The organism is Paenibacillus hexagrammi (assembly GCF_021513275.1).
GTDB classification, from domain to species: domain Bacteria; phylum Bacillota; class Bacilli; order Paenibacillales; family NBRC-103111; genus Paenibacillus_E; species Paenibacillus_E hexagrammi.
In genome coordinates, this window is sequence record NZ_CP090978.1 from 6297508 (window position 1) to 6311849 (window position 14342).

Sequence of the window (14342 nt, forward strand, 5' to 3'; positions counted from 1 at the left end):
AATCACAATAATGGAGGAATCCGACATGCCTGACTTCATGGGAGCTATTGAGCTGGGATTGTTGTACGCTCTGATGGCGCTTGGCGTTTACATCACGTTTCGCATTCTAGATTTTCCGGACTTGACGGTTGACGGAAGCTTTACAACGGGCGGCGGGGTAGCCGCGGTCCTGATTACGCATGGTGTTTCGCCATGGCTTGCTTGCTTGGCTGCTTTTGCTGCAGGTCTTGCGGCAGGAGCCTGTACAGGTCTCCTTCATACGAAGGGACGAGTAAACGGACTCTTGTCCGGGATTTTAATGATGATCGCACTGTATTCCATTAATCTGCGAATTATGGGCAGGCCGAACATCTCCTTGCTGGGCGGAGACACGATCTTCACCTCCGTTTCCCCGATGCTTCTGGTACTTATCGTGGTCATTATTGCTAAGGTCCTGTTGGATGCGTTCTTTAAAACAGATCTCGGTCTGGCTTTGCGCGCGACAGGCGACAACGCTCGGATGATTCGCAGCTTTGGAGCAAATACGGACAATACCACCATTCTAGGCGTCAGCTTGTCGAATGGACTGGTGGCTCTGTCCGGGGCATTAATCGCACAGCAGTCGGGTTTTGCCGATATCTCCATGGGAATCGGTATGATCGTCATCGGTCTGGCTTCGGTGATTATCGGTGAAGCGATCTTTGGCGCGCGTTCGGTGTTTTTCGCTACACTTGCGGCGGTGCTGGGCTCCATCGTGTACCGCATCATTGTTGCTATCGCCTACCAGGTCGAGTGGCTGAAAGCTTCTGATCTTAAGCTCATCACAGCGCTAATCGTGATCATCGCGCTCGTGCTGCCTTCCGTTCAGCGTTCCTTGAAGCAGAAGAGTATGGCCAAGAAGCGCTCGGCAGAGCTTCTGGCTGCTGCAGGACCGAAGGGAGGTGCCCGCTAATGCTACAGCTTTCTAACGTTTCCAAACTGTTCAACCCTGGCACGCCGGATGAGAAAATCGCGTTGATCGGGATCAACCTGAAGCTGAACCCGGGTGATTTCGTAACTGTCATCGGCAGTAACGGAGCGGGAAAATCCACGCTGATGAATATCATCTCAGGCGTGATGACGCCGGATACCGGCGATGTGCGTATCGAAGGAGAGGCTATTCAACAGCTCTCCGAGTATCAGCGAAGCCGCTGGATCGGCCGAGTCTTCCAGGATCCGATGGCCGGAACAGCTCCACGGATGAGCATCGAGGAGAACCTCGCTATGGCTTATATGCGCGGCAAGAAGCGCGGCTTTGGCTTCGGGGTTACGGCTCACAAGCGCAAGTTCTTTCACGAGCAGCTGAAGCGGCTCGGCATTGGCCTTGAGCATCGCGTACGCGCGAAGGTCGGGCTGCTATCCGGCGGCGAACGGCAGGCGCTGAGCCTGCTGATGGCGACCTTCACGAAGCCGCAGATTTTGCTGCTCGACGAGCATACCGCGGCGCTGGATCCGGCGAGAGCCGAGCTGATCACACGGCTTACCGACGAAATTGTGCGTGAGATGAAATTAACCACCCTCATGGTCACTCACAACATGGAGCAGGCGATCCGACTAGGTAACCGTCTGATCATGATGGATAAGGGTCGCATTATTCTCGACGTGAACGAAGAGCGGAAGAAGCATCTCACGGTTGAGCAGCTGCTCGGTGAATTCGAGCAGATTAGCGGCAGCAAACTGTCCGACGATCGGGTTGTCCTTGGTTAAGAGAAATGTAAGCCTAAATCAAACCTAATAAGACTACAAAGCATATAGAAGCCCCATTGATTATGATCCACATAATCTTTGGGGCTTTTTATCATGAAATTCCATTGATCTTGAGGTGGTGTTTTTCTATAATTTGAGTAATTGATAGGTACGGCAGTACAAAAACTACGCAGACATAACGGAGAAAAGCACATGAACACACTTTCGTATGGTTTACTAAGTATTCTTACTCGTTCCTCCAAATCCGGTTACGAGCTTATGCAGCACATTCAGCCAATCTGGAAAGCCAAGCACAGCCAAATCTATCCGCTCCTTGCTCAATTAGAGCAGAACGGGTTTGTGCAGCACGTGCACGTCCATCAGACGGACAAGCCGGACAAGAAGGTATACTCCATTACCTCATCCGGTCAAGAGGCTCTGCGGACATGGATTCATCAGCCTACCGGTGAGCCTGTCCACCGTGATGAGCTGCTTCTCAAGATTTATTGTATCGGGATGGTTGATGCAGAGAAGGCCAAACAGGTTGTGGAAGAACGCGAAGCGTATTACAGGAAGATGGCGGAGTTCTGCGAAGAACGAATGAAGATAACAGCTGAAGAAAGTGTGATTCCCCTCCAAGAGCTCACACTCGGCGACCCGCTTTTCGGTCCCTACGTGCTGCTGGAGAAGGCGCTGCTTGATTTGAGGGCGAACATCGAGTGGTGCGAATGGGTGAAGAGCAGGCTTTGAGGATAAAATGATTAACATCATGATAATGAAGCCTTTTAAAGGGCTTCTTCTAAATTGTCCTCGACAAATAGGAAGCCTTATCCTTTGAAGGCTTCTTTTTTTGCCAGAAGTGGTGCTAATGCTCCACTAGTCGTTCCATCCAAAACTTGCTTGTACCTCTCCGGCAGGTGGCAGCCATTCACGCATGGAATTACCTCCTTATTATATAACTACAAGTATAGGAGGCAGCCATGCATACAACGAAAGATCAGAACAAATTACGCTTGCATCAGAGCTTCTCTTTTCACCTGGTGCTTGCTGTCACGCTTATTGTCTTAGCCAGCGCCAGCGCGATTGGCATCATCTCCTATGTATATGCGGAGCATGAGCTCATCCAAGCCGGCAAACAGAATATGCGGGATATCGTGTCCGGAGCGAAATCGGTCATTCAACATTTGGATGATGAGGTGAAGGCCGGCAAGCTGACCAAAGAGGAGGCGCAAGAGCTTGCGCGCATCCAAATCGACGGCCCTTTGATGCAATCCGTTGAACCCAAGCGGGATATCACCAAATCGTCTTTTGTCTATCGAAATCAAGGTTACATCTTTGGCTACACGACTCAAGGCCAGATCGCCCTATCTACAACACTTCCCGTCGGCAAGGATATGAAGGACTCGCGAGATGCGAACGGGGTGCCGCTTGTAGACGAATATGTTCGTCTATCCAAGCTGGCGAATCCGGAAGAACGATATTTGGATTACGCCTGGAAAAATGCGGATGACCCGGCTCCGCGGGCGAAGATCGCTTATATCGATTACTATGCGCCTTGGGATTGGGTAATCGGCATCGGAGCGTATTACGAGGAGTTCAATAAGCCTTTGCAGCAGCTAAAGGTTACCGTTATCTCGATTTGTTTGGCTTCGGTTCTGGTAGGGATGCTGACTTTCTACCTGCTAATCAGACGCAGAATGAAATTGATTCATCACATGTATGAAATTACATCTAGTATTGCCGCCGGGGATTTAAGGGTTCCTGAGATGAAGCAGCTTACCAAGGATGAGATCGGCCAGGTTGCCGCCTCTGTGAATTTGATGGCAAGCAATCTGAGGGATTTGATAGGCCGATCGGGCCAGATGGGCGCCGGCATTCTCAAGCTGGCGGAATCCCTATCTGCAAGCTCGGAGCAGTCGGTTCGGGCGTCCGATCAGATTGCCTCCTCGATCGTGAAGGTTGCCGAAGGGGCGCAGCAGCAGCTTCGCAGCTCAGCGGAGAGCTCGCGTTCCATGAGCGAAATGTCGAGCGGGGTACAGCGTATAGCCGAATCTACGACTCAAGTCACGGAGCTGTCCATCCAGACGGCTGGCGCAGCTTCGCAAGGGGATGAGTCCATCCAGCAGGCGATTCGGCAGATTATGCACATTAATGAAATGGTGAGGGCCTCTTCCGTCACGATTAGGAGGCTAGGGGACCGTTCCAGAGAAATTGGCGAAATATCTGGGATGATCTCAGAGATTTCCAACCAGACGAATCTTCTCTCCTTGAATGCCGCCATTGAGGCAGCGCGTGCAGGTGAGCATGGACGGGGCTTTGCGGTTGTTGCCTCTGAGGTTCGCAAGCTAGCTGATCAAACTACCCGATCGGCCGCTCAGATCTCGGAGCTGATTCAATTGATTCAGCAGGATACGGAGCAATCGGTTGAGGTCATGCATGGAGTTGCGCAAGAAGTAGTCCAAGGTATCGATGTCGTTACCTTAGCTGGGCAGACCTTCGGCGGCATTGTTCGTTCTTCGCAGATGGTTGCCGACGAGATGCAGGATGTATCCGCAGCAGTTGAGCAAATGTCAGCAGGGTCTGAGCAAGTAGCGTCTTCCCTGCAAGAGATGACAGGTGTTTCTGAGGGCAATGCGTCCCACTCACAAAGCGTCGCAGCCGCATCCGAAGAGCAGCTCGCCACGATGAGCGAAATTTCACAGGCAGCGGATAGCTTGAAGCGAATGATTCAAGGACTGGAGGAGCAGCTCAGCCGCTTCCAAGTATAATGGCATTCAAGTATAGGATTGAGGCATATTGCGCAAGTTGAGTAGGCACAATCCAATCATGGAAAGGAATGCCGGTACATGGATACAGCTAACATGCAGGCCGATGCCTCCAGCTTCATAGGCAAGCTGCTGCGCGGTCATTTTGGTAAGGGGCCGGAGTCCGTATTTGTCGCAATTGGACAACCCTATATCACCGTGTATATCCGCGGGTTTATGTCACCTACAGAGAAGGTGCTGATGGCTCAGAAGGAAGAGGTGATCTTACAGAAAACCAGAGATTTGGTTATGGCGAGCTTAATCCCGGAGATCAAAGCGTATCTGGCAATTACAACCGGCTATGAGATCGGCAGCTTTTATTATGACTGGGGTCTTCACAATCGATCGGCTATGTTTGTTGTGATGAGCGGAGACACAGAAATGCTTCCACAGGAAAACGCAGTAGGACAACCTCAAGCCATGAGGGACGCTCTTCACCAAGAGATCATCAACCTTAGCAAACAATCCGAGAAACAGCCGGACGATATCTTCTCCCATTTGGTTAATCCGCGTACGGTGATCGTAGAGAGAGAAGGCATTCTAGTTGCTATCGAAAGGGAGCTCATCCGTATGGGGATGGCCGAGACGTTGAAGCTTGCAAAGCGTTCGCTGGAAAAAGCCTTGCTGCACAACAACAATCATTTTGAAGCGATACTGGGCAGCAGGGTGCATGACATCTTCGTAGATTGGGATTTTGAGAAAAACAAGAGTGTGATTGTGTTCTGTATGTGATATGATACAGGTCGGGAGAAGGATATAAAGCCGTCTCTTTGAAGATGCAAGATTTTGCACCTGCGCAATAGATACCTTAGCCTAAACAGCTCAACCAATTGAATAGAGGCAGCAATGCTTCAGCAAGGAAGCTGGACATAAGCCTAAATAATGACTCACTGCAATGTGGGTCCTTATTTGGGCTTTTTTGCGTGGAGTTTTACTAATAGGAGAGATGAAATGAAAGATGTATGGCTCCAGTGCCTAACAGTGCTTTTACCGGCTATTGCCATTCAACTGTATGTACTCAAGCAGCGCGATGTGAAGAAAGGAGTGATTTCTAGCCTATTGTTAGGCTTGCTAAGCGGACTGTCTGTCACGGTATGTATGTCTTTTCCGATTCCTTTATCAGAAAGTATGCATTGGGATTTTCGAATAACACCTCTTATACTGGCTATCCTGTATGGCGGTCATTATGCCGGGGGGACTGCACTGCTGTTTGCTGTCTTTTATCGCAGCTGGATCGGTGGAGATGCTGTGTATTATGCGATCATGGGTAATCTAGCATGCACTGCGCTATCTTTTTTTGCCGGTTCTTGGTTTCAGAAGGTGAAGCGAAGCGGAAGATTGATCATGGTGCTGGGGCTAGTGACGTTCTCCCATCTGTATATGTTTTTCTTGCTGATGCTTTTTTTAGAAAGCAGGGGGAAGTTAGAGCAGCTTCAATCGTTCGGTTTTAAGCTAGTGCTTAGCTGTGTTTCTCAGCTCCTCCTAACCTGGCTTTGCTTCTATGTCATCGAGAGTATCGTCGAGCTTATGGGTAAACGGATGAGCGAGCAACAAGCTGACCAACTTCATATTATCAGTGAGCTTGCACCTTCAGTGGCTCATGAAATCCGTAATCCGCTGACTGTTGTCAAAGGATTTATCCAGGTCGCCAAGGCCTCCGCAGATGCAAAAGTACAGGGCTATATGTCCACGGCCATCAGTGAGTTGGATCGAACGGAGTCGATTATTCAGGACTATTTAAACCTGGCAGATCCGCATCCTGGACATGAAGAGCACATAGAGATATCGAACCTGATAGAGACGATAGATGTCCTTATTCAGTCATATGCGGCGATGTATGGAGTCATTTATAAGACGGAGCTCGAGAGTGAGCTTTGGGTAAAAGGGAATCATGAGAAGCTGAAACAGGTGCTGATGAATCTTATCAAAAATGCGGTAGAAGCTACGGATGAGGGGAAAAGTGTGAAGGTGAAAGCATTTGCCTCGGGGCTGGACGTTCATATTCATGTCATGGACCAGGGGATGGGAATATCAGAAGAGCAGGTCGAACGTCTGGGCCAATCTTATTACACAACGAAGGAGAAGGGGACGGGGCTCGGGCTGATGGTTGCGTTTCGGATCATCGAAGCGATGGGGGGAGAACTCCGGTTCGAGAGTGAAGAGAATAAGGGGACGATCGCCATTATACGATTGTCCCGCTTGCCATAAGGCCCGCGCTAGCTGCCTGTCTCTTGAATAAGTGTCTGGATTTTCTGCATGCGGATGTATTCCGACTTCTCGAGCTGAGGACGGAAGTAGGCATACAGGTAAGCTGCATCCTGAAAGGAAAGGCCGGGATAGCAGACAACCTCTTGAACGGCATGAGGGTTATCCATAATAATTTGCCATTCTCCCTCTCTTTCCGATTCAGCAACGGTCTGAAGCACCTGCCTTTTAGCGGCTGCTGAGTCACTTAGCTGCTGCCATACCGTCTCCCAGGACGGGCTGAAGGCGGCAGGCTCAGGGAACAGGTGACATGCTTTGGCTAGGAGAGCCTCGATTCGCTCCAGATCGCCGTCTTTTGCCGTCTTCAGCAGCTCGGTAAAGCTGTCCAAAAAAGGTTTAAAGCCTGAAAAGCCTTGTCTCGTAATGCCCGCTTGAAATGCCGTCAGTTCTTCTACCGTTTGCATCTTTTCAAAAGCTTCCAATAGGTTTGTTTGCATCACAGTACCCACCTTGTTCGTAGTGAAAAGCCCCTCTCCAAAATGTAACATAAATACAGGCTATAAAAAACCTCTGACAGTTTGGTTAGTACCTCTGAAGCTTTATCAATAATTTCACTTTATATTGAGTTTATATAAAGGGAATATATTGTTCTCATCATGGGAACTAGGGTAAGCTAAACCTTAGGATTGCCGGTAGAAATGAGGCTGATGAGATGGCTAACATTATGATTGTCGATGACGATCCGTTTATTCGCGAGTTGGTTCGTGTATTCATGCAAAAGGAAGGCTTCTCCATTGTGGAAGCTGCTGATGGAATAGAGGCGCTGAGTCTGCTGGAAACGGTTCAGGTAGACATGGTGATATTAGATATTATGATGCCGAACATGGACGGCTGGGAGCTTTGCAGAGAGCTTAGAAATCATTACGACTTCCCCTTGCTGATGCTTACAGCTAAAGGCGAGACATCTCAGAAGGTCAAAGGTTTTGAGCTAGGCACCGACGATTATTTGGTGAAGCCCTTCGAACCTTTGGAGTTGACGATGCGGGTGAAGGCACTGCTCAAGAGGTACAAAATCGCGGCCTCCCAGACGGTCCAGATTGGCGAGCTGATCATGAACCGCAAGACCTTTGAGGTGAGTGTGAATGGCGAAAGTATGACGCTGCCGCTCAAAGAATTCGAGCTTCTGTATAAGCTGGCGAGTTACCCGGGCAAAACCTTCTCGCGGGATCAGCTCATCGAGCAGATATGGGGATACGATTACGAGGGCAACGAACGTACAGTCGATGTGCATATTAACCGGCTTCGGGAGCGGTTTCCGGAGGAGCAGTATTCGTTCCGGATCAGCACGATCCGGGGGCTCGGCTACCGTATGGAGGTCACGAGCTCATGAAGGCAAGGAGCAGAGAAGAGAGGAAGCATCGCTTTCGCAGCTTTCTGTTTGCCGCGGGCATATTTACCCTGATTATCGTGTATTGGACAGCGGTGTTCTTCGGTACGGAATGGCTATATGCGTACTTTAGGATGCAGCCGGGAGAGTGGCTCAAGCAGTTAATTAACTCGATTGGCGGCATGCTGATCTGGGGACTGACCATGGCGATACTGGGGCGGTACTTCCGCTCGCATCAAATGAGATTCTTTGAAGCCATCATCAATGTGATTCGGCGGATGTCCAAGGGAGACTTCAATGTATCCATTGAGAACAATCCGTATAACGGACCTTTTGTTGAGCTGGTGGAGAGCATTAACGACATGGCTGTGGAGCTGGGACAGATGGAGAAAATGCGTCAGGAGTTTATTTCGAACGTATCTCATGAAATCCAGTCGCCGCTTACCTCGATCAGCGGATTCTCGCGGGCCTTGCAAAGTGACGATATTTCACCGGAGGATCGGAAGCATTACTTGGAGATTATTGAAGCGGAGAGCAGGCGATTATCCAAGCTCAGCGATAACTTGCTGAAGCTGACGTCGCTCGAATCGCAGCAGCATCCCTTTGAGCCCGAAATCTTCCGGCTGGATAAGCAGCTTCGCCATGTCATTCTGGCCTGCGAACCGCAGTGGCAGGAGAAAGAATTGGAGCTGGACGTTCAACTGAGTCCGGGCAGCTTGACAGGCGATGGAGAACTGCTCAGCCAAGTCTGGACGAATCTGATTTATAATGCGATTAAGTTCACCCCTGCTGGCGGAACGATCCGTGTAAGCTTGGATTTCGAGAATGAGAATCAACTTGCGGTTGTCCATATCGCGGATTCGGGAATCGGGATTGCGGAGGAAGACCAGCCTCACATCTTTGAGCGTTTTTACAAAGCGGATAAAGCGAGGCAGCGGACGCAAAGCGGCAGCGGTTTGGGGCTATCGATTGCGAAGAAAATTATTGAGATGCACAACGGGCAGGTTACGGTGCAGAGCCGTATCGGCGAAGGGACGGTCTTCACTGTGAAGCTGCCTGTGTCTTACGACGAGCCTGCCGTGGAGACAGCATAATGAATAGGGATCCCGCTTATCCATGATAACCGGAATCCCTATGTTTCGTTGGACGTATTCAATTGTACAAAGACACTCTCCTATCAATGGCGAACTTGCGAGTTGTAATGAACGATCTTACCCCAAATGTACAACCTTTCCTCGTAGTGTCATGCATTTCCATACCCACATGCCCCGAAATTCAAAATCTTACTTTCAATAACCTTGACTATTCGGTACTCCTTCCCTCTTTATTAGGATCAATCGGGAGGGCATGCTTCGCTAACCTGCTTCATTGGACTATCCCCTTTCCGTTCATCTACCTGTATAGTAACCTATTTTTATAAAATTGTAAATATTCAGATAATTAAAAAGGTAGTAGGAACTAGATTCTTTCAAAGCTTCTAACTAATGTCCTAGTAGAGCCTTGTAAAATTCAGGAGATAGACACCTTTACAAAAGAAAAAGTACGTGTATTTTTTGTCGAAAAATGTATAATAAGGAGATAGTTTTGAAATCATGTCTGACTTTTTTCATAGTTTCGTACTCAAGCTGAAGTAGGTGCACCTAATGGAAACTATTCAAGGCCATTATAATGGCTGGATTATTTTACTCTCTGTGATCATTGCCGTCATGGCCTCTTACTCAGCTTTGAACCTTGCAGGCAAAATTGTCCGTTCTAAAGGCAAGAGTCGAACTGTATGGCTATGCGCCGGATCGCTTGTCATGGGGAGCGGTGTATGGTCCATGCATTTCGTCGGTATGATGGCCTATCATCTAAATATGCCGGTAACGTATGACCCGGTCATTACGGTTATATCTTCATTTGGTAGTATTATTGCATCCTTTATCGCCTTTCAAATTACAGCGAGGCAGCACTCAAGCCGTTCCAGATATGGAATTGGCGGGGCGGTGATGGGGTGCGGCATCGTCATTATGCACTATATGGGCATGTCGGCTATGAAGGGCGATATGGAGATGTCATACGACCCTCTTCGCTGGTCGCTGTCGGTGCTCATTGCGCTGGCTGCTTCCTACGCGGCGTTATATTTATTTCACCGTCTACGCCATGCCGCGGAATTCAGCGTAACGAAGCTTTTCTGCGCGATATTAATGGGCATCGCGATCAGCGGCATGCACTACACAGGCATGTCAGCAGTTCGGTACACCTACACGCAGGGAACTCTCCCTCCTATGGTGATGCCCGATTCGGGACAAGGCGAGTTGTTTCTTCTGGTAGGCGTGGTCGTGGCGACCTTCTCTATGCTGGCAGTTTCGCTTGGGGCTATCTTCTTTGAGCGGCATGTTCTTGAGAGGATGGCCTACAGCGACCCTCTGACCAATCTGCCGAACAGGCACGATTTACTTCGCTACTTTGAAGAAAAGTTTAGAAACCCGCCGGGAGGCGCACTGTTCTTTATTGATTTGGACCGCTTCAAGACGATTAACGACACACTCGGGCATGATTACGGGGATGAGCTTCTTCAGCAGGTATCGGGAAGGCTGAGAGACAGTATCACCTCCCGCGAAACATTGTTTCGACTTGGCGGTGATGAGTTCCTCATTATCAGCAGCCAAACGGATGATCAGGAAATTCGAGCTCTTGCCGAGAATGTGCTGAAGATTGTGAAGCAGGCTTATTTTGTAGGAGAGCATGAACTGTATGTGACCGCAAGTATCGGGATCAGCTTGGCTCCGGATCACGGTACGGATAGGGTGTCTCTGCTCAAGGCAGCCGATACGGCCATGTACAGTGCAAAGCAAGCAGGGAAGAACCGTTACCGTTTCTACGATGAGCAAATGAACCGCACGCAAACGCGCAAGATGGAGCTCGAAAAGGACATGCGCAAAGCTTTGGTGCATGAGGAGTTTAAAATCGTATACCAGCCCAAATGGGATTCGAGGACAGATCGCTTGGTCGGTATGGAAGCACTGCTCCGCTGGCAGCATCCCCGATTAGGAATGATATCTCCAGCTGAATTCATCCCCATCTCGGAAGATACCGGTTTGATCGTTCCGATCACCCGGTGGATGATCCAAGAAGTATGCTGTCAGAATAAACACTGGCATGACAGCAATGAGATGAAGGTGAGCATTTCCGTCAACATGTCCATCCGAGTGTTCGAAAGCCAGCTGCTTTATGAGATGGTGGAGCAGGCGCTGAATGTCTCCAAGCTGGAAGGCGAGCATCTTGAACTCGAGATCACAGAATCAATCGCCATGAGCGATGTAGCCAATACGATCGAACAGCTGATCGCGCTGCGTGGACTTGGGGTCAAGGTATCCTTGGATGACTTCGGAACCGGCTATTCCTCACTAGGAAGTCTGGACCAGCTCCCCGTGGATACGCTGAAGATCGATCAGGGCTTCATTCGCAATAGTGACCAGCGATCCAAGCAGGCCATTATCAGCAACATTATCGCCATCGCTCAGAACCTGGATCTGGACGTGGTGGCAGAAGGCGTGGAAACGCAGGAGCAAATTCAATTCTTGCGCTCCAAGGGCTGCAGCATCATGCAAGGATATTATTATGGCAAACCGATGTCGTCAGCGGATATGAGCCGTTGGTTTGAAGCGAAGCAACTCGAAGCTCACGTCCCAAGTGAGTCTATATAAAGAAGGCTGTATCGGCAGATCTGTTAGTTCAGATCGAGGCCGAGCAGCCTTTTTTGTAGATATGAAAATTTAAGCAATTTTATCGATTCAATCGGAACAGCTTATAGCGATGAGGGGAAATACCCTCAATTTTCTTGAAAATGCGGCTGAAATAGCTGGCATCGGCGTACCCGACATGCGCAGCGATTTCCTTTAGGGAATAAGCAGAGTTTGCAAGCAGCTCTTTCGCCCTGTTAACTCGGTAGCGGATCAAATAATCGATGGGGCTGTAACCGGTTTGGGTTTTGAACAGCTGTGATAAGTAGCCTGTACTGTAGCCTGCAAGCGCGGCTAGTGAGTCAGAGCTGAGCGGCTGCATGTAATGCTCCTCAATGTATTGAATGGTTTGGGCAACGGGATCCTCATGCTTAACTCCACGCAGCTGCTCTTGAAGCTGAGCGAACATCTCATATATGATTTCGTAAAAAAGCTTTTTCGTATGTATTTTCTCCAGAATGCCGGGGTACGACCAATTTTTGAGCATATGGTGAAAGGTTTCGGACAGGTATTCGGCGGATACCAAGCTTAGTTCATAATGCGATTGGGCTGGGGATTCCTCCGAGGCATGCAAAGAGCTCGACTTTTGCATGAGGTCTGGAAGCCCTGCTTGGTACATGACGAAGAAATAGGTCAGCGGGGCCTCTGAGGCCTTCATGTGGATCATCATGTCTTTGCCTACATGGATGATCTTGTTCGGCTGCGCGGTATAAAAGGTCTCGTTACAGCGTATATAACCTGCGCCCTGGGTGATCATGATAAAAGCGGCAGCAGGCGTTCTGTAATTTCTCACCTCTTCATCCGCTTGCAGGGTACCGCTGAACACCCCGGCTATCGTTAAAGAAGCAAGACCGGAAAATTCCAAATGTCTATGGGCTTTACGAAGATTGAGTCCTGGACAGGAAGTGGGCAGGCTGGGGCTTGTTCCTAAAGGAGATTTCACGTCAGATACCTCACATTCATTGTTTAATAAATGATAATGATTATCATTATCGCAAAATAAGGGGAAGTAGTCAATCTTAACAGCAGAAAACATTGACAAAACAAGCGAGGTGCCTCTATCATAAAGAATATTGAAAGTGATAATCATTATCATTAAATACAGGAGCAGCGCGCTCATGCATTCAGTGGGAGGCAATTGCGGAGGTATCAGCTTCATCGGGCTTCTCGGCCCTCATCCGGCCAGAAGACTGGTCGGTGCCAGGCATTAATATTCGCTTCCGGCGGCAGGACTTGCAGGAGCGCTGCTGCTGATTGTTGCCGATACGATAGGAAGGTGGATATTGCAGCCTTCAGAGATTCCAACCGGTATTGTAGTGGCCGTTATTGGCGCACCGTACTTCTTGTATTTGCCGGTAAAGGCTAGAGCCTAATGAATAACGGAGAGAAGGAGAAGTTTACAATGGACCGTTTAATGACCAAACAGCTTGATATTGCCTATGAAGACCGATTAATTGTCGAGGATTTAAACGTATCGATCCCATCCGGTAAAATTACGGCGCTAGTCGGTGCCAACGGCTCGGGTAAATCGACAATCTTAAAGACCATGGCACGGATTATGAAACCCAAGGGCGGAGGCGTGTATCTGGACGGACAGTCCATTCATCGTCAATCGACGAAGGAAGTAGCCAAACAGCTGGCTATTCTTCCACAGAATCCGACGGCGCCTGAAGGCTTGACCGTGTCCGAATTGGTAGGCTACGGCCGCTTCCCGCATCAGAAGGGCTTCGGCTCCTTAACGAAGCACGACAAGGATATCATCCAATGGGCTATTGAAGTAACGGGGATGAATATGTTCTACGATCGTCCTGTGGACCAGTTGTCCGGGGGACAACGGCAGCGGGCGTGGATTGCTATGGCGCTTGCCCAGCAGACGGATATTTTGTTCCTGGATGAGCCTACCACGTTTCTAGATATGGCTCATCAGCTTGAAGTGCTGAAGCTGCTCCAGAAGCTGAATGAGGAAGAAGGGCGCACCGTCATTATGGTCGTCCACGATCTCAATCACGCTACACGCTACGCACACCATGTGGTAGCCATCAAGAGCGGGACGGTGGTAAGCGAGGGCTCGCCTGCGGAAGTGGTAACGAAGGACGTGCTGCGTCAAGTGTTCGGCATCGAGGCCGACATCATTCCCGACCCTCGCACAGGCGTACCGCTCTGCTTGCCCTTTGAGCTGGCATCCGAGCCAAATAGCGGCGCTGCGGACAGAACCGGCAGCCGATCGGAGAATCAGCAAGCGGAGGAAGCCGGCAAAGCGCTGCAGCCTGTGTAAGCTGCGGAGTACTGCCGCGTGTGTTATCTGTAAGGAATGTGTAATGGGGGATAGAGCCCAGTAAACGGATCCTGAAAGCGCATGAATGCCACGCTCGATTTGGCAGCTGCGCTTTCTTTGCACGAAGCATTCTTAACCGCGATCCACTTCCGCTAGTTCGGGCCATCATCTTCGCTAGATCTCGACAGAGGCCAACTTTAGTAGGAGCCCGTAGTAGATTCCGAGGGAAGCCATCGCAGCTT

At 49.7% G+C, this 14342-nt stretch carries 12 protein-coding genes and 1 pseudogene; 11 read left to right on the forward strand and 2 right to left on the reverse strand.

Going from position 1 to position 14342, the window contains the following annotated elements:
- Positions 1–25 precede the first annotated feature (25 nt).
- The 6 genes from L0M14_RS28915 to L0M14_RS28940 all read left to right on the forward strand — a co-directional run bounded on the left by L0M14_RS28915 (position 26) and on the right by L0M14_RS28940 (position 6716).
- Entirely contained in the window at positions 26–931 is a 906-nt protein-coding gene (locus L0M14_RS28915; RefSeq protein WP_235119845.1) for an ABC transporter permease, read from the forward strand.
- A complete protein-coding gene (locus L0M14_RS28920; protein ID WP_235119846.1) occupies positions 931–1725 on the forward strand; it encodes an ABC transporter ATP-binding protein in 795 nt (264 codons plus the stop codon). Before L0M14_RS28915 ends, L0M14_RS28920 begins: the two co-directional genes overlap by 1 nt.
- A gap of 192 nt (positions 1726–1917) precedes the next feature.
- Positions 1918–2454: a PadR family transcriptional regulator gene (locus L0M14_RS28925; RefSeq protein ID WP_235119847.1), complete on the forward strand. Its 537-nt coding sequence runs from the start codon at positions 1918–1920 to the stop codon at positions 2452–2454.
- Positions 2455–2684: 230 nt separating this feature from the next.
- Positions 2685–4472, forward strand: a complete 1788-nt coding sequence (locus L0M14_RS28930; RefSeq protein WP_235119848.1) for a methyl-accepting chemotaxis protein — start codon at positions 2685–2687, stop codon at positions 4470–4472.
- Positions 4473–4550: 78 nt separating this feature from the next.
- The gene (locus L0M14_RS28935; RefSeq protein WP_235119849.1) at positions 4551–5240 is read left to right on the forward strand and encodes a Na-translocating system protein MpsC family protein; all 690 of its coding nucleotides are present in this window, start codon (positions 4551–4553) and stop codon (positions 5238–5240) included.
- A 219-nt stretch (positions 5241–5459) separates the two neighbouring features.
- Positions 5460–6716 (forward strand): ATP-binding protein, encoded by a 1257-nt coding sequence (locus L0M14_RS28940; RefSeq protein ID WP_235119850.1) that lies wholly within the window; start codon positions 5460–5462, stop codon positions 6714–6716.
- A gap of 8 nt (positions 6717–6724) precedes the next feature.
- Here L0M14_RS28940 and L0M14_RS28945 read toward each other — a convergent pair whose 3' ends face one another.
- Positions 6725–7210 (reverse strand): hypothetical protein, encoded by a 486-nt coding sequence (locus L0M14_RS28945; protein ID WP_235119851.1) that lies wholly within the window; start codon positions 7208–7210, stop codon positions 6725–6727.
- Between the two features lie 215 nt (positions 7211–7425).
- On the opposite strand from L0M14_RS28945, the gene L0M14_RS28950 reads away from it, so the two are divergent.
- From L0M14_RS28950 to L0M14_RS28960, 3 genes are all read left to right on the forward strand, one after another.
- Positions 7426–8103 carry a response regulator transcription factor gene (locus L0M14_RS28950; RefSeq protein ID WP_235119852.1) on the forward strand — a complete coding sequence of 226 codons (678 nt, stop codon included), beginning with the start codon at positions 7426–7428 and terminating at the stop codon, positions 8101–8103.
- Positions 8100–9194, forward strand: a complete 1095-nt coding sequence (locus L0M14_RS28955; protein WP_235119853.1) for a sensor histidine kinase — start codon at positions 8100–8102, stop codon at positions 9192–9194. The genes L0M14_RS28950 and L0M14_RS28955 overlap by 4 nt, the downstream gene beginning before the upstream one ends.
- Positions 9195–9743: 549 nt before the next feature.
- Entirely contained in the window at positions 9744–11789 is a 2046-nt protein-coding gene (locus L0M14_RS28960) for a bifunctional diguanylate cyclase/phosphodiesterase (protein ID WP_235119854.1), read from the forward strand.
- A 79-nt stretch (positions 11790–11868) separates the two neighbouring features.
- Here L0M14_RS28960 and L0M14_RS28965 read toward each other — a convergent pair whose 3' ends face one another.
- Positions 11869–12768, reverse strand: a complete 900-nt coding sequence (locus L0M14_RS28965) for a helix-turn-helix domain-containing protein (RefSeq protein WP_235119855.1) — start codon at positions 12766–12768, stop codon at positions 11869–11871.
- A 199-nt stretch (positions 12769–12967) separates the two neighbouring features.
- Here L0M14_RS28965 and L0M14_RS28970 point away from each other — a divergent pair.
- Positions 12968–13198: pseudogene (locus tag L0M14_RS28970) on the forward strand (iron chelate uptake ABC transporter family permease subunit); the annotation flags it as partial.
- A 29-nt stretch (positions 13199–13227) separates the two neighbouring features.
- The gene (locus tag L0M14_RS28975; RefSeq protein ID WP_235119856.1) at positions 13228–14100 is read left to right on the forward strand and encodes an ABC transporter ATP-binding protein; all 873 of its coding nucleotides are present in this window, start codon (positions 13228–13230) and stop codon (positions 14098–14100) included.
- The last annotated feature ends 242 nt before the right edge of the window (positions 14101–14342 follow it).

Bases quoted from the DNA above. Each gene is read 5' to 3' on its own strand.
- L0M14_RS28915 (WP_235119845.1), top strand. From the start codon at position 26: ATGCCTGACTTCATGGGAGCTATTGAGCTGGGATTGTTGTACGCTCTG.
- L0M14_RS28920 (WP_235119846.1), top strand. From the start codon at position 931: ATGCTACAGCTTTCTAACGTTTCCAAACTGTTCAACCCTGGCACGCCG.
- L0M14_RS28925 (WP_235119847.1), top strand. From the start codon at position 1,918: ATGAACACACTTTCGTATGGTTTACTAAGTATTCTTACTCGTTCCTCC.
- L0M14_RS28930 (WP_235119848.1), top strand. From the start codon at position 2,685: ATGCATACAACGAAAGATCAGAACAAATTACGCTTGCATCAGAGCTTC.
- L0M14_RS28935 (WP_235119849.1), top strand. From the start codon at position 4,551: ATGGATACAGCTAACATGCAGGCCGATGCCTCCAGCTTCATAGGCAAG.
- L0M14_RS28940 (WP_235119850.1), top strand. From the start codon at position 5,460: ATGAAAGATGTATGGCTCCAGTGCCTAACAGTGCTTTTACCGGCTATT.
- L0M14_RS28945 (WP_235119851.1), bottom strand. From the start codon at position 7,210: ATGCAAACAAACCTATTGGAAGCTTTTGAAAAGATGCAAACGGTAGAA.
- L0M14_RS28950 (WP_235119852.1), top strand. From the start codon at position 7,426: ATGGCTAACATTATGATTGTCGATGACGATCCGTTTATTCGCGAGTTG.
- L0M14_RS28955 (WP_235119853.1), top strand. From the start codon at position 8,100: ATGAAGGCAAGGAGCAGAGAAGAGAGGAAGCATCGCTTTCGCAGCTTT.
- L0M14_RS28960 (WP_235119854.1), top strand. From the start codon at position 9,744: ATGGAAACTATTCAAGGCCATTATAATGGCTGGATTATTTTACTCTCT.
- L0M14_RS28975 (WP_235119856.1), top strand. From the start codon at position 13,228: ATGGACCGTTTAATGACCAAACAGCTTGATATTGCCTATGAAGACCGA.